Origin of the sequence: Streptomyces sp. 840.1, assembly GCF_003751445.1 — a bacterium.
Taxonomy (GTDB): Bacteria; Actinomycetota; Actinomycetes; order Streptomycetales; family Streptomycetaceae; genus Streptomyces.
The window spans coordinates 745,728-762,221 of sequence record NZ_RJUU01000003.1; the positions used below are offsets into that span (position 1 = coordinate 745,728).

General features: G+C 71.9%; 15 protein-coding genes and 1 pseudogene. 7 read left to right on the forward strand and 9 right to left on the reverse strand.

Translation table 11 applies throughout. The features are described from left to right. Positions 1 to 47 precede the first annotated feature (47 nt). From EDD93_RS35815 to EDD93_RS35835, 5 genes are read right to left on the reverse strand one after another with little or no spacing between them, the layout of a single operon-like run. Complete coding sequence (locus tag EDD93_RS35815; protein ID WP_185092657.1) at positions 48 to 920, reverse strand: glycosyltransferase family 2 protein; 873 nt, start codon at positions 918 to 920, stop codon at positions 48 to 50. 8 nt (positions 921 to 928) lie between these two features. After that, positions 929 to 1,708 carry a CDP-alcohol phosphatidyltransferase family protein gene (locus tag EDD93_RS35820; RefSeq protein ID WP_123530551.1) on the reverse strand — a complete coding sequence of 260 codons (780 nt, stop codon included), beginning with the start codon at positions 1,706 to 1,708 and terminating at the stop codon, positions 929 to 931. Beyond that, positions 1,686 to 2,747, reverse strand: coding sequence for an iron-containing alcohol dehydrogenase family protein (locus tag EDD93_RS35825; RefSeq protein WP_123530553.1), 1,062 nt, complete (start codon positions 2,745 to 2,747; stop codon positions 1,686 to 1,688). The genes EDD93_RS35820 and EDD93_RS35825 overlap by 23 nt, the downstream gene beginning before the upstream one ends. Beyond that, positions 2,735 to 3,472 carry a sugar phosphate nucleotidyltransferase gene (locus tag EDD93_RS35830; protein WP_123530555.1) on the reverse strand — a complete coding sequence of 246 codons (738 nt, stop codon included), beginning with the start codon at positions 3,470 to 3,472 and terminating at the stop codon, positions 2,735 to 2,737. Before EDD93_RS35830 ends, EDD93_RS35825 begins: the two co-directional genes overlap by 13 nt. Next, complete coding sequence (locus tag EDD93_RS35835; RefSeq protein WP_260256103.1) at positions 3,469 to 5,271, reverse strand: CDP-alcohol phosphatidyltransferase family protein; 1,803 nt, start codon at positions 5,269 to 5,271, stop codon at positions 3,469 to 3,471. The genes EDD93_RS35830 and EDD93_RS35835 overlap by 4 nt, the downstream gene beginning before the upstream one ends. 258 nt (positions 5,272 to 5,529) lie before the next feature. On the opposite strand from EDD93_RS35835, the gene galE reads away from it, so the two are divergent. The 4 genes and pseudogenes from galE (at position 5,530) to idi (ending at position 8,995) form a co-directional block, all read left to right on the forward strand. Then, a complete protein-coding gene (gene galE, locus EDD93_RS35840; protein WP_123530559.1) occupies positions 5,530 to 6,513 on the forward strand; it encodes a UDP-glucose 4-epimerase GalE in 984 nt (327 codons plus the stop codon). A 168-nt stretch (positions 6,514 to 6,681) separates the two neighbouring features. Next, the gene (locus EDD93_RS35845) at positions 6,682 to 7,623 is read left to right on the forward strand and encodes a cation diffusion facilitator family transporter (protein ID WP_123530561.1); all 942 of its coding nucleotides are present in this window, start codon (positions 6,682 to 6,684) and stop codon (positions 7,621 to 7,623) included. A 138-nt stretch (positions 7,624 to 7,761) separates the two neighbouring features. Continuing rightward, positions 7,762 to 8,262 (forward strand): annotated as a pseudogene (locus EDD93_RS35850) (GNAT family N-acetyltransferase); the annotation flags it as partial. A 139-nt stretch (positions 8,263 to 8,401) separates the two neighbouring features. Continuing rightward, the gene (gene idi, locus EDD93_RS35855) at positions 8,402 to 8,995 is read left to right on the forward strand and encodes an isopentenyl-diphosphate Delta-isomerase (RefSeq protein WP_123530565.1); all 594 of its coding nucleotides are present in this window, start codon (positions 8,402 to 8,404) and stop codon (positions 8,993 to 8,995) included. A gap of 28 nt (positions 8,996 to 9,023) precedes the next feature. On the opposite strand, the gene EDD93_RS35860 is transcribed toward idi, so the two are convergent. Together EDD93_RS35860 and EDD93_RS35865 are read right to left on the reverse strand one after the other, a co-directional pair. Beyond that, a complete protein-coding gene (locus EDD93_RS35860) occupies positions 9,024 to 9,479 on the reverse strand; it encodes an ATP-binding protein (RefSeq protein ID WP_123530566.1) in 456 nt (151 codons plus the stop codon). Between the two features lie 134 nt (positions 9,480 to 9,613). Beyond that, positions 9,614 to 10,282 (reverse strand): HdeD family acid-resistance protein, encoded by a 669-nt coding sequence (locus EDD93_RS35865; RefSeq protein WP_123530568.1) that lies wholly within the window; start codon positions 10,280 to 10,282, stop codon positions 9,614 to 9,616. Positions 10,283 to 10,362: 80 nt separating this feature from the next. Here EDD93_RS35865 and EDD93_RS35870 point away from each other — a divergent pair, with 80 nt between their 5' ends. Continuing rightward, positions 10,363 to 11,121, forward strand: coding sequence for an enoyl-CoA hydratase/isomerase family protein (locus EDD93_RS35870; protein ID WP_123530570.1), 759 nt, complete (start codon positions 10,363 to 10,365; stop codon positions 11,119 to 11,121). A 9-nt stretch (positions 11,122 to 11,130) separates the two neighbouring features. On the opposite strand, the gene EDD93_RS35875 is transcribed toward EDD93_RS35870, so the two are convergent. Together EDD93_RS35875 and EDD93_RS35880 are read right to left on the reverse strand one after the other, a co-directional pair. Continuing rightward, entirely contained in the window at positions 11,131 to 11,766 is a 636-nt protein-coding gene (locus EDD93_RS35875; RefSeq protein ID WP_123530572.1) for a DJ-1/PfpI family protein, read from the reverse strand. Positions 11,767 to 11,785: 19 nt separating this feature from the next. Continuing rightward, positions 11,786 to 12,799 (reverse strand): GlxA family transcriptional regulator, encoded by a 1,014-nt coding sequence (locus tag EDD93_RS35880; RefSeq protein ID WP_123530574.1) that lies wholly within the window; start codon positions 12,797 to 12,799, stop codon positions 11,786 to 11,788. Positions 12,800 to 12,934: 135 nt separating this feature from the next. Between EDD93_RS35880 and EDD93_RS35885 the strand changes: the two genes are divergently transcribed. Both EDD93_RS35885 and EDD93_RS35890 read left to right on the forward strand, forming a co-directional pair. Then, positions 12,935 to 13,792 carry an SCO6745 family protein gene (locus tag EDD93_RS35885; RefSeq protein ID WP_123530576.1) on the forward strand — a complete coding sequence of 286 codons (858 nt, stop codon included), beginning with the start codon at positions 12,935 to 12,937 and terminating at the stop codon, positions 13,790 to 13,792. Positions 13,793 to 13,948: 156 nt separating this feature from the next. Beyond that, positions 13,949 to 16,420 carry a Tex family protein gene (locus EDD93_RS35890; protein WP_123530578.1) on the forward strand — a complete coding sequence of 824 codons (2,472 nt, stop codon included), beginning with the start codon at positions 13,949 to 13,951 and terminating at the stop codon, positions 16,418 to 16,420. The last annotated feature ends 74 nt before the right edge of the window (positions 16,421 to 16,494 follow it).

Here is a 16,494-nt window from a genome sequence, read left to right on the forward strand (position 1 = left end):
AGGTCCCGAATAGAAAAATACGCCTCATGTTCCCAGAGGCGAGCCTCTCAGATGACCGGAGGGCGGCCTAGTCGCGTCAGCCGCCACACCGTACGCCACTTCATGGGGCGTCGCGGTCCGCAGGGCTTCGACCAGCCCTCCCGGAATCCGCCGAACCAGGCCTTGAGCGCCGGTCCCGACGGCTTGCGGAGCAGCGTCAGCAGCAGCCACACCCCGAGGTACACGGGGACCAGGGGCGCGGGCAGGTTGCGGCGGGCCAGCCAGACCCGGTTGCGGGCCACCATGCGGTGGTAGACGGCGTGCCGGGACGGGGCGGTGGTGGGGTGGTTGAGCACCATGTCGGCGCGGTAGTCGATCAGCCAGCCGGCGTCCAGCGCCCGCCAGGCCAGATCGGTCTCCTCGTGCGCGTAGAAGAAGTCGCCCGGCAGCGGGCCGACCTCCGCGATGACCCGGGTGCGTACGGCGTTGGCGCCGCCGAGGAACGTCGTCACCCGGGACGAGCGCAGCGGGTCGGCGGCCCGCAGCCGGGGCACGTGGCGGCGCTGGGTCTCCCCGGTGTCCGGGTCGGCGATGCGGAAGCTGATGATGCCGAGCTTGGAATCGGCCTCGAAGGCCTGCCGGCACAGCTCGGCGGTGTCGGTGAGCGGCAGCAGCCCGTCGTCGTCCAGGAACAGCAGCGCGTCCACGTCCGCGCCGGACGGCCCGAAGGCCTCGATGCCGACGTTGCGGCCGCCGGGGATGCCCAGGTTCTCGGGCAGCTCGACGGTCCGCACGCCTGCGGGGACGTCCGGTACGGGGGAACCGTTGCCGACGACGACCACCTCGATCCGGTCGCCCTTCTGGGCGGCGACCGAATCGAGCAGGGCGCGCAGCTCGGCCGGGCGGTTGCCCATCGTGATGATGACCGCGCCGAGTTTCATGGGGGTGCTCACTTCAGCCTGCTCGATGCCAGGACCGACACGAGGTGGAGGAGGGTCTGCAGCAGGGCGATGCCGGCCAGCACCGCGACCGCGAGGCGGCTGAAGAAGAGGTCGTCCCGGACCGCGTCCAGGACGGCCGCGACCAGGATCACCAGCGAGGCCTCGACACAGAGGATCAGCCGGTGGAACTTGAGCGCGCCGGCGGCCCGGCGGGCGAAGGCCATGCCGGAGGAGCGCGGCTCGGAAGCCGCCTCCTTGACCGGCGGCAGCCCGCCCTGGTGGCGTGCGACACCGACGAGGTCGGTCTCGGCCTTGATCAGGATGGCACCCAGGGCCGCGAGCGTCCCCAGGAAGGCCCACAGCCAGTCGATCCGCCCGTTGCCCCACAGGTCGGCGGCGCGCAGGCCGAAGCCGACCAGCACGGCCGCGTCACAGAGGTAGGCGCCGACCCGGTCCAGGTAGACGCCGCCCAGCGAGAACTGCTTCTTCCAGCGGGCCAGCTCGCCGTCGACGCAGTCGAGCAGCAGGTACAGCTGGACCATGAGCACGCCGAGCAGCGCGCCCGTGATGCCCGGGACGAGCAGGGCCGGAGCGGCGAGCACCCCGGCGATGGTCATCAGGTAGGTCAGCTGGTTGGGCGTGACCTTGGTGTTGACCAGGTACCGGTCCACACGCAGCGAGACCTCGCGCATGTAGATCCGGCCCGCCCAGTGCTCGCCGCTGCGCCGGTCCTTGACGCCCGGGGGGTGAACGACCGGGCGAAGTTCAGCTACTGATGGTCTTGGCATAGTCGGCGTACGCGTCCCTGATCTGGTCGGTGGACAGGCTGAGGTGTTCCAGGACCGTGAAGCGTCCCGGACGGGTCTGCGGGGCGTAGTCGACGGCCTGCACGAACTCGTCGGCGGTGAAGCCGATCTCCGTGGGCAGGACCGGCAGGCCGTGCCGGCGCAGGACCTCGGCGAAGAGGCCCGATTCCTCGCGGGCTCCGCGCAGGTGCATGGCGAAGGCCGCGCCGAGGCCGACCTGCTCGCCGTGGCTCGCGGCCCGCTTGGGAAAAAGCAGGTCGAAGGCGTGACTGATCTCGTGGCAGGCGCCGGACGAGGGCCGGGTGTCGCCGCTGATCGAGATGGCGATGCCGGAGAGCACCAGCGACTCCGCGAGAACGGTGAGGAACTCGTCGTCCGCGACGGTGCCGGGGTGGCGCAGCACCGCTTCGCCGGCGGTACGGGCCATGGCGGCGGCCAGTCCGTCGATCTGCTCGTCGTTGACCTGGTGCGAGAGCTCCCAGTCGGCGATCGCGGAGATGTTGGAGATGGCGTCGCCGATGCCGGAGCGCACGAAGCGCTCCGGGGCCTCGCGGATCACCGAGAGGTCGATGACCATGGCGATCGGCATCGGGACGCCGTAGGAGCCGCGTCCGTTGTCGTTGTCCAGGGTCGCGACCGGTGAGCAGAGGCCGTCGTGGGCGAGGTTCGTGGCGACGGAGACCAGCGGCAGACCGACCCGGGCCGCGGCGTACTTCGCCACGTCGATGATCTTGCCGCCGCCGAGGCCGACCACGGCGTCGTAGCGCTTGCCCTTGATGTCGTCGGCCAGCTGCACGGCCGCGTCGATGTTGCCGCCCGGGACGCAGTACCAGTCGGCGCCCGGCAGGGCCGGGGCGAGCTTCTCGCGCAGGGCCTGGCCCGAGCCGCCGCTGATCGCGATCGCGAGCTTGCCGGAGGCGGAGATCCGCTGGTCGGCCAGGAGGCCGGCCAGGTCGTCCATGGCGCCGCGGCTGATGTCGACGAAGACCGGGGAGGGGATGAGCCGGGTCAGTACTGGCACGCGATCTCCCGGCCCTTCGCGAGGTCGTCGTGGTTGTCGATCTCGACCCAGGTGACCTCACCGATGGGGGCCACGTCGACGGTGAAGCCCCGGTTGACGAGCTCCTGGTAGCCGTCCTCGTAGTACAGGTCCGGGTCGCGCTCGAAGGTCGCCCTGAGCGCGTCGGCCAGCTCCTCGGCGGCCTCGGCCTCGATGAGGGTGACGCCGATGTACTCGCCGGTCGCGGTGGCCGGGTCCATCAGCTTGGTGATCCGCCGCACACCCTTGTCGCCGTCGGTGATGACCTTCATCTCCTCGTCGGCGAGGGTCTTCACCGTGTCGAGGGCGAGGATGATCTTCTGCCCCTTGCCCCGGGCGTCCAGCAGGGTCCGCTCGACGGAGACCGGGTGGACGGTGTCGCCGTTGGCGAGGATCACACCGCGCTTGAGGACCTCACGGGCGCACCACAGCGAGTAGGCGTTGTTCCACTCCTTGGCCTTGTCGTTGTCGACGAGGACGATCTTGAGGCCGTACCTGGCCTCCAGCTCCTCCTTGCGGTCGTAGACGGCTTCCTTGCGGTAGCCGACGACGATCGCGACCTCGGTGAGGCCGATCTCGGCGAAGTTGGCCAGGGTGAGATCGAGAACGGTCTTCTCGCCGTCCACCGGCACGAGCGCCTTGGGGAGCGTGTCGGTGTAGGGGCGCAGGCGCCGTCCCGCGCCCGCTGCCAGTACGAGGCCGATCATGCGGGGTCTCCTTCGTCGTGAACGGCGGGCGCCCCGGAGGACACCCAGAAGCGGATGGACTCCACCAGCACGACCAGGGCCACGGCCACTGCGAGAGCGGTGAGTGCCAGGGTGAACCCCTGGTCTGCGGTGAGTACGGCCGCGAGTACGGCGACCGCCAGGGTCCGGCCCTCGTGTCCGCCGATGCTGCGGACCAGCCACTGGGGCGGCGCGCCGGTGCCGCCCCGGATGCGGTACACCGTGTCGTAGTGATGGTAGGCGACCGCCGATACGAGTCCGAAGGCCGCGGGAAGCGCCCCGTCGATGTCGCTGCGGGCGGCCAGCGCGAGGATCGTGCAGTACTCGGCGGCCCGGAACACCGGGGGGAGGAGCCAGTCGAGTGCGCCCAGGAGGGGGCGGGCGACAGCTATGCCGGAGCAGACCGTGTAGAAGAGGGCGGCGATGATCATCTGCCGGCTGCCGAACGGCTGCTGGAGCGCGGCCGCGATCAGCGCGCCCGCTCCTACGACCGCGAGCACGGGGGCGGTCCAGGCACCGGGGATCCGCGGGCTTACGGCCGCCACCAGCTGGGCGAACGGGCCGGAGTCGGCGAGGTCCGCGAGTGCCTGCGCGGCCCGGAGCGTGCGCCGGGCCTTGCGGGTCAGCGAGCGCAGCAGCCGGCCCGCCGTGGTGTAGCAGGCCGCGAAGGCGCAGCCGACGAGCAGTGCGTAGAAGACGATCCGGGGTGTGGTGAACGCGGTCAGTACGGCGATCATCGCCCAGCGCTCACCGATCGGGAGCACGATCATCCGGCGCAGCCAGACCGTCCAGGAGACGCTGTCCAGCTTGTCGGAGAGGGCGGCCGTGGGGCTGGAGTTCGCCACCGCGTCGTGGTTCGCCTCGTTGAACGAGAAGTCGATGACATGGCGGCAGGACTGGAGCACCATCGCGCCGAGCGCCAGTACCCAGACGTCGTCGCCGCCCCGGGCCGCGCCGAGCGCGAGGCCCGCGTAGTAGGCGTACTCCTTGGCCCGGTCGAAGGTGGCGTCGAGCCAGGCTCCCAGCGTCGAGTACTGGAGCGAGTAGCGGGCCAGCTGCCCGTCGGTGCAGTCCAGGACGAAGGAGAAGAGGAGCAGCAGGCCGGCCGCGACGTATCCGCCGCGGGTGCCGGTGGCCGCGCAGCCGGCCGCGACCAGCGCGGTCAGCAGGGACGCGGTGGTGACCTGGTTGGGGGTGAATCCGCGGCGCGCGCACCAGCGGGCGAGGTAGCGCGAGTACGGGCTGATGCAGTACGTGGTGAAGAAGCCGTCCCGGGCCTTCACGGCGCTGCGCAGCCGGAGCGCCTCGTCGTCAACGGCGGCGACCGCGGCGAGCCCGGCGGCGCGGGCGCCGTCGTCGGCCGGGACGGCCGCGACGAGCGAACCGAGCTCCGGGCGCTGCACGGCGGTGCCCTCGGCGTCCATCGTGAGGGCGAGCCGGCCGGGCACGGTGCGGTCGGTGACCGTGACGGTGCCGCCGGGCGGGCCGGTGGGAACGCCGGCGCCGACCGCCTTGCTGGTGCTGCTCAGGGCGTGGACCAGGGCGTCGCGCGCCTCGGGCTGCACGGTGAGCGCGCCGGGCACGGTGGCGGCGGGGAAGCGGGGGTCGGTCAGTCCGAGCCGCAGGGCGTGGACGTGGCCGACGAAGCGGGGGTCGACGAGCGCGACCCGGCTGTCGGCGGGAACGCCGGACAGCAGCCGCGCGGCCTCACTGACATCGGCGGCGACCTGTACGTCGAAGCCCAGTGACCGCAGATCGTCCTCGATGGACGATCCGGGCACTGGAGCACCTGTGAGAATGGCGGTCGACAGACGAACTCACTCCTTGGTGCTGACACGGGTCGGCGCGCGACGGCACGGCCCCGATGCGGGCCGGCGGCATGTCGGCAGAGGCTATCGGATGAACGGAAGCGGGAGTTCACTGCCCGTTTATGCTCCGTTCCGGGTGGGCCTGGATCATGCGGCGCCGCCCGCGATCATCATCGTCGATGGCGGCCTCGCCTGACAAAACGCGGTTGGCCTGCCCATAGGGTGGCGCGCATGACATGGCTGATCACAGGCGGAGCGGGATATATCGGGGCACATGTGGTGCGGGCCCTGGGGGAAGCCGGTGAGCGGGTGGTCGTTCTCGACGACCTCTCGTCCGGCAATCCGGGCCGGCTGCCGGACGGGGTCCCGCTGGTCCGGGGCTCGACATCCGACCGCGCGCTGCTGGACCGGGTGCTGGCCCTGCACGGCGTGAGCGGTGTGATCCATCTCGCGGCGAAGAAGCAGGTCGGCGAGTCCGTCGAGAAGCCGCTCCTGTACTACCGGGAGAACATCGGCGGGCTGACCGTCCTGCTGGAGGCCGTCGCGGCCGCCGGAGTGCGGAGTTTCCTGTTCTCCTCGTCGGCCGCGGTGTACGGCGTACCGGAGGCGGAGCTGATCACCGAGGAGGCCCCCTGCGTACCGATCAACCCGTACGGGGAGACGAAGCTCGCCGGGGAGTGGCTGGTGCGGGCGGCCGGGCGGGCGCACGGCCTGTCCACCGGCTGTCTGCGTTACTTCAACGTGGCGGGCGCGGCCGCGCCCGAGCTTTCGGACACCGGCGTCTTCAACGTGATCCCGATGTTCTTCGACCGGCTCACCCGCGGCGAGGCCCCGCTGATCTTCGGTGACGACTACGACACCCCGGACGGCACCTGCATCCGCGACTACATCCATGTCTCGGACCTGGCCGACGCGCACCTGGCGGTCGCCCGGCGCCTTCGCGCCCAGGACGGCCCCGGGGACCTGACCGTCAACATCGGACGCGGCGAGGGCGTCTCGGTGCGTGAGCTGGCGGATCTGGTGGCGGAGGTCACCGGCCTGGACCAGCGGCCCGAGTCCGGCCCGAGGCGGCCCGGCGACGCCTCGAAGGCGGTGGCGTCCTGCGACCGGATCTCCGGGGAGCTGGGCTGGAAGGCCCGGCGCGGGGTACGCGAGATGGTCGGGTCGGCCTGGCGGGGCTGGCAGCTGCACCACCCCGCGCCGCCCGCCCCGTGAGCCGTCCCGAGGGCCCGTCCGGCGCTCTGACCTGCGGCCATTTCTGCAGGTCAGAGTAGTTGGCAACGGTGTTCACTGCCGTGTTGCCCGATACCCCCCGCCCGTAGTTCACTGGCATTGCCCGGACGAAAAGCGTCCGGGTCCGCGCGACGACCGGGAGGCGTCCCCATGGGGGCTGGGCACGACCACGGACATACGCACGGCGGCCCCGCACCCACCGGCACCGCGGCCGCCGCGTACCGGGGACGGCTGCGGATCGCGCTGGGCATCACGCTCACCGTGACGGTCATGGAGATCGTCGGCGGGCTGGTCTCCGGCTCCCTGGCACTGATCGCCGACGCGGCCCACATGGCGACCGACGCGCTGGGCCTGGGCATGGCCCTGCTGGCGATCCACTTCGCCAACAGGCCGGCCGGACCGAACCGAACCTTCGGCTACGCCCGCGCCGAGATCCTCGCCGCGCTGGCCAACTGTCTGCTGCTGCTCGGGGTCGGCGGCTACCTCCTCTTCGAGGCGGTCGAGCGGTTCGTCAGCCCGGCCGAGACCAAGGGCGGGCTGACGATCGCCTTCGCCCTGGTCGGCCTGGTGGCGAACATGGTGTCGCTGTCGCTGCTGATGCGCGGGCAGAAGGACAGCCTGAACGTGCGGGGCGCCTATCTGGAGGTGCTCGCGGACACCCTCGGTTCGGTGACCGTGCTGATCTCGGCGGGCATCATCCTGGCCACGGGCTGGCAGGCCGCCGACCCGATCGCCTCGCTGCTCATCGGCCTCATGATCGTTCCGCGTACGGCGAAGCTGCTCAAGGAGACCCTGAACGTCCTGCTGGAGTCGGCGCCCAAGGGAGTCGACATGGGTGAGGTGCGCGACCACATCACGGCCCTGCCCGGGGTGCTGGACGTCCACGACCTGCACGCCTGGACGATCACCTCCGGCATGCCGGTGCTGTCCGCCCATGTGGTGGTGCACCAGGAGCTGCTCGACTCGATCGGGCACGAGAAGCTCCTGCACGAGCTGCAGGGCTGCCTCGGCGACCACTTCGACGTCGAGCACTGCACCTTCCAGCTGGAGCCGAGCGGGCACGCCGAGCACGAGGCGAAGCTGTGCCGCTGAGCACGTGAGGACCCGTGCGCGCCGGCGGGCGACAGCGCACGACGGCCGCCGGGAGGCCGCCGGAATCGCCGATGTACGGTGGGATCCACTCTCGATCAAAGGTTCCTCGTCTTGACCGAAATCCACCAGCCCCGGCACTGGACGGCCCGCCCCGAGACGCCTGCGGACATCGCCGCCGTGCACGCGGTGAACGCCGCCGCGTTCGAGACCCGGGCCGAGGCCGATCTGGTCGACGCGCTGCGCGAGGACCCGGCGGCCTGGCTGCCCGGCCTCTCCTTCGTCGCCGACGCGGCCGACGGTTCCGTGGCCGCCCACGCCCTGCTGACCCGCTGCCGGGTCGGGGACGCACCCGCCCTGGCGCTCGCCCCGGTGGCCACGGCGCCCGAGCACCAACGCCGGGGCGCGGGGCAGGCGGTGGTACGGGCCGCGCTCGACGCGGCGCGACTGCGCGGGGAGTCACTGATCCTGGTGCTCGGCCATCCCGAGTACTACCCGAGGTTCGGCTTCGTGCCCGCGTCGCGGTACGGCATCCGGGCGGGCTTCGAGGTGCCGGACGGGGCGATGATGGCGCTGGTCCTCGATGGTTCCGCAACCGTGCCCCGGGGCACGATCCAGTATCCGGCGGCGTTCGGGGTCTGACGTGCGCGTCCGGTCCCCGTGGCGCCGCCGGACCGAACATGCCAGGGCCCGAAGTGCCGACAAGCCGCTTTTGTACGGCAGACTTGCGCAGACTCGACGGGACCGGCGCACGGGGCCGGGACCACAGCGAAGGATGGGTATGCCGACCAAACCAGCCACCGCGGCGAACAGCTCGTCGAACGGCGCAGCAGAAGCGATCATGCTCGAACTGGTCGACGAGAACGGCACCACCATCGGCACGGCGGAGAAGCTCGCTGCCCACCAGGCACCCGGCCAACTGCACCGCGCCTTCTCGGTGTTCCTCTTCGACGAGCAGGGCCGGATGCTGCTGCAGCGGCGCGCCCTGGGGAAGTACCACTCCCCCGGTGTCTGGTCCAACACCTGTTGCGGTCACCCGTATCCGGGCGAGGCGCCCTTCGCCGCCGCCGCCCGGCGGACGTACGAGGAGCTGGGCATCTCCCCCTCGTTGCTGGCCGAGGCGGGCACCGTCCGCTACAACCACCCGGACCCCGCCTCGGGTCTGGTGGAGCAGGAGTTCAACCACCTCTTCGTGGGCATGGCCCAGGAGCGGCTGCGGCCGGATCCGGAGGAGGTGGGCGAGACGGCCTTCGTGTCGGCCGGGGAGCTGGCCGAGCGGCATGCCGAGGCGCCCTTCTCGGCATGGTTCATGACGGTGCTGGACGCGGCCCGGCCCGCGATCCGTGAGCTGACCGGCCCGGCCGCGGGCTGGTAGCCGGCGACCGCGGGCGCGGAGGGGCCGGTCAGGGGCGCGTGCTGAGCGGCAGCGCCGCCCAGATGACCTTTCCGCCGCCCGCGGTGTGCTCCACGTCGCAGACCCCGCCGGCCTCTCTGGTGATCTCCCGCACCAGCAGCAGCCCACGGCCGCCCGTCTGCGCGTAGTCGGTCTCCAGCGCCGTCGGACGGTACGGGTGGTTGTCCTCGACGGACACCCGTACCCATGCGGCGTCCACCGCCACCTCCACGGCGAGCTCCGGGGAGAGCAGTGCCGCGTGCTTCACGGCGTTGGTGACCAGCTCGGAGACGATGAGCAGCAGCCCCTGGGCGATGTCCTCGTCCAGGGGTACGCCCTGGCGGTCCAGCAGATCGCGTACGGCGTACCTGGCCCGGGGTACGGACACATCCGTGGCCGGGGCGGTGAACCGCCAGACCCCTTCGTACGACACGGGCCCGGCGGGGACACTCCCGCGGCTCTCCATAGACCGGTACCCGCTCTCCACTCGATGGTGACTGCACGTCGAGTACAGGGTGCGGGGCGTAGTTGGTCCGGTCCGTGCCACTGCGCGGAAGTCGACTCCTATCGACAGAACTTGACCGGACAGCTGCGAATACGTCAGCCCTCAGACCGCTTTTGCTCGTCTCCCGAACCCTTCTCCGGCCCGGCCCGGTCCGCCCCCGTGCGGTCCTGGCCCGTCACGGGTGTCCCTCCGGCCGGCGTCAGCTGGTCCGAGACCATGGAGACGATCCGGCGGCCGCCCACACCGATCGCGATGAGCCCGAGTCCGTCGAAGAGCAGCGCGAGCGAGAAGAAGCAGCCGAGCACGTAGAGGCTGCTGTGCGGCCAGTCGAAGAGGACCAGCAGACCCAGCAGCAGTCCGAAGGCTCCCTGCAGCAGGGTCCAGCCGAACTGCGGGCCGCGCACCACGACGCTGCCGACGAGGCGGAACACCCCACCGGTCAGGAAGAGCAGGGCGGCGAACATGGTCAGCGCCTCGGCCGTGCCGTGCGGGTGGCGGATGACCACGACCCCGGCGGCGATGTTCAGGGCGGCGACCACCACGCCCAGCCAGAAGAAGTTGGTGCCGCGCGACTGGATCGCGTGGAGCAGCCCGACCAGGCCGCCGATCAGCAGCAGCCAGCCGAAGAGGATCATCGAGGTGAGCGTCGCGACGCCGGTGTAGACGAGACCCACCAGACCGGCGACGACGAGCACGCCGCCCAGCAGGGCGAGGCCGCCGAAGCTGCGGCTGAGCTTCCTGCCTTCTTTTACGGGATCGGCCACCGGAAGCTCCTCGGGGTGCGTACCTGCTGCGTGACCCCTTCTTGATCATAGGTTCGAACGGTACGGATAGCATCCGGCGCATGGACCGTACGGAACCCCGGCTGGAGCTCACCGTCGCGGACGGCGTCGCCACCCTCGTCATCAGCAATCCGGCCAAGCGCAACGCCATGACGGCCGCGATGTGGCGGTCGGTGCCGGTGCTGCTCACGGATCTGGCCGCCGATCCCTCGGTGCGTGCCCTGGTGCTGACGGGCGCCGGGGACACCTTCTGCGCCGGGGCGGACATCCCCTCCCTCCGCGACCCGGCACACGCCCCGCAGGAGCTCGCGGTGGCCGCCGAGGAGGCACTGGCCGCGTTCCCCCGGCCGACGCTCGCCGCGGTGCGCGGCTACTGCGTGGGCGGGGGAAGCCAGCTGGCGGCGGCCTGCGATCTGCGGTTCGCCGAGGAGGGCGCGTCGTTCGGGGTCACCCCCGCCAGGCTCGGCATCGTCTACCCCGCGTCCTCGACCCGCCGGCTGGTCGCGCTGACCGGCCCGGCGACGGCGAAGCACCTGCTGTTCTCCGGCGAGCTGATCGGCACCGGGCGGGCGCTGCGGACCGGCCTGGTCGACGAGGTGCTGCCGGCCGGTGAGCTGGACGTACGGGTCGGGGCCTACGCACGGGTCCTGGTGTCCCGTTCGCAACTGACCCAGGCGGCCGCCAAGGAGTTCGCCGCGGGGCGCGAGGACCGGGACGCCCACTGGGCGGACCAGGCCCGCCGCAGCGGCGACACGGCCGAGGGGGTCGCCGCTTTCCTGGAGCGGCGCGCGCCGCACTTCACCTGGCCGGCCCGGGAGTGAGCGCTCCCCTCAGCTGAGGACGAAGCGGCTCTTGGCGCGCCACTCCTCGACGATCGCGGCCGGCGCCTTCTCGGGGGACCCGGCGTCGTAGGGCGGCTGCGGGTCGTACTCGGCCAGCAGCTGCACGGACTGCGCGTACCGGTCCCCGGCGATCCGGCCGAGCAGGGTGAGTGCCATGTCGATACCGGACGAGACGCCGGCGCCCGTGACGTACTTGCCGTCGATGACGACGCGTTCGGCGGCCGGCTCCACGCCGTACTCCTTCAGCGTGTCGAGGGCGAGCCAGTGCGAGGTCCCGCGCCGTCCCTTCAGGAGTCCGGCGGCCGCGAGCAGCAGTGAACCGGTGCACACGGAGGTCGTCCAGGTGCTGGTGGCATCGGCGGCGCGCAGCCAGTCGAGCAGGGTCTCGTTCGTCATCTGGGCGCTCTGCCCCGGACCACCGGGAACGATCACCAGATCGGGCGCCGGGACCTCTTCGAGCGTCCGGTCCGCGACCAGCGACAGGCTGCCGGAGTCGTTGCGCACCGGTCCGGTGCGCTCGGCGACGAAGACGGTCTCCGCGCCGGGGGCATGGGACAGGATCTCGTAGGGTCCGACGGCATCGAGCGCGGTGAAGCGGTCGAAGAGGACGATGGCGATCTGCATGGTGCTGCCTTCCTTCCGGTCAGAGACCGATGGTGAGGGGCCGGGGGTCGGCGGGGGCGGTCCGGCCGGGGGGCGGGTCCTGCGGCCGAGGGGCGAACCGTCTGCGGTATTCGGCGGGTGCGGTGCCCAGCGCCTTGACGAACGCGCGGCGCATCGCCTCCGGAGTGCCGTAGCCGCACAGCCGCGCGATGCCGGCGACACCGTCGGAGGTGTCCTCCAGCAGCCTGCGGGCCTGTTCGAGGCGGACGCGGTCGACGTACCGGCCGGGCGTCATACCGGTCTCGGCGTGGAACGCACGGGCGAAGTGGCGCGGCGAGAGCCGGGCGCGAGCGGCGAGTGCCTCGACGGACAGGTCCCCGCCGGGGTGTTCGGTGATCCAGTGCTGGACCTCGCGCAGCGGTTCGCGGCGGGCCGTCTGGGCGGTGAGCTGGGCGCTGAACTGGGCCTGGTTCCCCGGCCTGCGCAGGAAGACCACCAGATGCCGGGCGATGGCGAGCGCCACCTCCCGGCCGTGGTCCTCCTCGACGAGTGCCAGCGCCAGGTCGATGCCCGCGGTGACCCCGGCCGAGGTGGCCAGTCTGCCGTCCCGCACGAAGATGGGTTCCGGGTCGACCTCGACGGCCGGATGGGTGCGGGCGAGGTGGTCGCAGACCGTCCAGTGCGTGGTCACCCGGTGCCCGTCCAGCTGCCCGGCCGAGGCGAGCAGCAGGGCGCCGGTGCAGACGGAGACGAGACGCTCCGCGTGCGGGGCGTGCCCGCGCAGCCAGTCGATCAGGGCGGGGTCGGGGTCGCGGGTACCCGCGCCGCCGGGGACCAGGAGGGTGTGGGCCGCTCCGGCGTCCGCGAGCCGGCTGTCGGGGACGAGCGTGAGGCCGCTCGACGAGCGGACCGGGGCGCCGTCCAGCGAGGCGGTGCGCAGGTCGTACGAGATCTCCGGGGACCGGGACGCTCCGGCGAAGACCTCCATCGGGCCGCTCACATCGAGGCTCTGGACGCCGTCGAAGAGCACGACGAGCACGGATCGCTGCTTCATGTCCGCCATCCTGAGCCTCGGCCCGGATGGCCGCAATGACGGGTTCCCCACCTTTCCTGCCATGACGCGTCGTGGCGTACCTGATTCGCGGCCCGGGGTTCCGGCACGTACCGACCAGTCGGTAACGTGCGGGGTATGAGTACTCTCCCGCCCCGTGCCGGACGCCGCTGCCACAACGCCCTCAACCCCCTGCACTCCGCGCTCTACTTCTCCCCCGACCTCGGCAAGGAGCTCGCCGGGATCGGGATCACCGACTCCTCCGCCGCGTACTTCGCCGCCCGCTCGGCCGCGATGGGCGCCGTCGGGGCGGGTACGGTCACCGCGACCTTCTACAACTTCAACCACGAGCTCGTCGCCCGGCACGTGCCCGCCGTCTGGGACACCGCCTCACCGGGCCAGGTCCTGGCGGCCCGGCTGCGCGCCGCCGACTCCACGCTGCGCAGGCTGCTCGGCGAGGAGATCATCACCTCGCCCGAGATGGCGGAGGCCGCGCAGCTCGCCCTGCGCGCCACCGAGGGCTGTACGCGACACGCCCGGCCGCTCTACGCCGCCCATGCCGATCTCCCGGTGCCGGACCAGCCGCACCTGGCGTACTGGCACGCCGCGACCCTGCTGCGGGAACACCGCGGCGACGCCCATCTCGCCGCCCTCGTCGCGGCCGGCCTCGACCCGCTGGAGGCCCTGGTCAGCCACACCGCCACCGGCAAGGGCATGGCGCCGCGCTGGATCCTGGTCACCCGCGGCTGGCGGCGCACCGACTGGGAGGCCGCGTCCGAGCGGCTGCGCGAGCGCGGACTGCTCACCGCCGAGGGCGAGTTGACGCAGGAGGGCACCGCGCTCCGGGCCGGCGTCGAGGAGTCCACGGACCGGATGGACCTCGCCCCGTACGAACACCTGGGCGGCGCCGGAGTGGCCCGGCTGACCGAGCTGGGCCGGGGTTTCCTCGCCACGGCGTTCGCCGCGGGCGCGTTCCCGGCGGAGGCGACCGGCTGACCGGACGCGCAGCCGACGGCCGGATTGTGGGGTGGCCGGGCGACACGGCGCCCGGCCACCCGGCAGAATGCAGGCGAGTGGCTCCGGTCCGGCCCGCACGGCCGGCCCCCGGGCCCGACCAGCACAGCCAGCAGGAGAAGGCGAGTCGGTAGAACCGTGACGACGTCCATCGAAGGCAGGATCGCCGAGGAGCTCGGCGTACGGGAGCGACAGGTGAGGGCGGCCGTCGAGCTGCTCGACGGCGGATCGACCGTGCCGTTCATCGCGCGCTACCGCAAGGAAGCTACCGAGATGCTCGACGACGCGCAGCTGCGCACGCTCGAGGAGCGGCTGCGCTATCTGCGGGAGCTGGAGGACCGCCGTGCCGCGATCCTCGAATCCGTACGGGAGCAGGGCAAGCTCGACAGCGCGCTGGAGGCGCGGATCCGGGCCGCCGACACGAAGGCGCGTCTTGAGGACATCTATCTGCCGTTCAAGCCGAAGCGGCGGACGAAGGCGCAGATCGCCCGGGAGGCCGGGCTCGAACCGCTCGCCTCGGGCCTGCTGGACGATCCGTCGGCGGACCCGCTCGTCGCGGCCGCCCCGTTCGTCGACGCGGACAAGGGCGTCGCGGACCCGGCGGCGGCTCTGGAGGGGGCCCGCGCCATTCTCGCGGAGCGCTTCTCGGAGGACGCCGACCTGACCGGCGAGCTGCGTGAGCGCATGTGGACGCGGGGCCGGCTGGTGGCGAAGGTGCGGGACGGCAAGGAGGAGGCGGGCGCCAAGTTCGCGGACTACTTCGACTTCACCGAGCCGTTCACCGCGCTGCCCTCGCACCGGGTGCTCGCGATGCTGCGGGGCGAGAAGGAGGACGTCCTCGACCTCGTCCTGGAACCCGAGGAGCCGTCCCCGGAGCCCGGCCCCTCCTCGTACGAGAACATGGTCGCCCGGCGCTTCGGGGTGAACGACCGGGGCCGTCCCGGGGACAAGTGGCTGGCCGACACCGTGCGCTGGGCCTGGCGCACCCGGATCCTGGTCCACCTCGGCATCGACCTGCGGCTGCGGCTGCGCACGGCGGCGGAGGACGAGGCGGTACGTGTCTTCGCGTCGAACCTGCGCGATCTGCTGCTCGCCGCGCCTGCCGGGACGCGGGCCACGCTGGGGCTCGACCCGGGGTTCCGTACCGGGGTGAAGGTCGCCGTCGTCGACGCGACCGGCAAGGTCGTGGCGACCGATGTGATCCACCCGCACGTGCCCGCCAACAAGTGGGACCAGTCGCTGGCCACGCTGGAGCGGCTGGCGAAGACCCACCACGTCGATCTCATCGCGATCGGCAACGGCACCGCCTCCCGCGAGACGGACAAGCTCGCCGGTGAACTGTGCGAAAAGCACCCGGAGTTGAAGCTCACCAAGGTGATGGTGTCGGAGGCCGGCGCCTCCGTGTACTCGGCGTCCGCCTTCGCCTCGCAGGAACTCCCGGACATGGACGTCTCGTTGCGCGGCGCCGTCTCGATCGCACGCCGCCTCCAGGACCCGCTGGCGGAGCTGGTGAAGATCGACCCGAAGTCGATCGGGGTCGGGCAGTACCAGCACGACCTGTCCGAGGTGAAGCTGTCGCGCTCGCTGGACGCGGTCGTCGAGGACTGTGTGAACGGGGTCGGCGTCGACGTCAACACCGCTTCGGCGCCGCTGCTTTCGCGGGTCTCCGGGATCGGCTCGGGGCTCGCGGAGAACATCGTCGCGCACCGCGACACCAACGGCCCGTTCCGTTCCCGCAAGGGGCTCAAGGACGTGGCCAGGCTCGGCCCGAAGGCGTACGAGCAGTGCGCGGGCTTCCTGCGGATCCGGGGTGACGACCCGCTGGACGCCTCCAGCGTGCACCCGGAGGCGTACCCGGTGGTCCGGGCGATGGTGAAGCGGACGGGCAGTGACGTCGCGTCCCTGGTCGGCAACACGGATGTGCTGCGGTCGCTGCGGGCCGACGACTTCGTGGACGAGAAGTTCGGGCTGCCGACCGTCACCGACATCCTCAAGGAGCTGGAGAAGCCGGGGCGCGACCCGCGTCCGGCGTTCAAGACGGCCACCTTCAAGGAGGGCGTCGAGAAGCTCGGTGACCTGGCGTCCGGGATGGTACTGGAGGGAGTCGTGACGAACGTCGCGGCGTTCGGCGCGTTCGTGGATGTCGGGGTGCACCAGGACGGCCTGGTGCATGTGTCCGCGATGTCGAGGACGTTCGTCAAGGATCCGCGTGATGTCGTGAAGCCGGGTGACGTCGTCAAGGTCAAGGTCATGGAGGTCGACATCCCGCGCAAGCGGATCTCGCTGACGCTGCGTCTGGACGACGAGGCCGGGGCGGGTGCGGGTGCGGGCGCACGGGCCGGGGCGGGCGGCGATTCCGGGTCCGGCGGCTCCAACGGCTCGGGCGGCGAGCGGGGCGGACGCCCGCCGCGCCAGCGGCAGGGCCAGGGCGGCGCGGGGCCGCGTGGCACTCAGGCCGGCGGCCAGGGGCGTGACCGGCGCGGCGGCAACGGCGGCGGCAACGGCGGCGGTCGCCAGGCTCCGGCCGCGGCTCCGGCCAACGGGGCGATGGCCGACGCGCTTCGTCGGGCCGGCCTGCTGGACCCGAAGCAGGGTGGCAAGAAGCGGTAACGGGAGCGTAATCCCGCCCGGGGACATCGGGGCGGGGTGGGGAGAGGTTCGCCCGAGGCGGCCTCCTCCCCGCC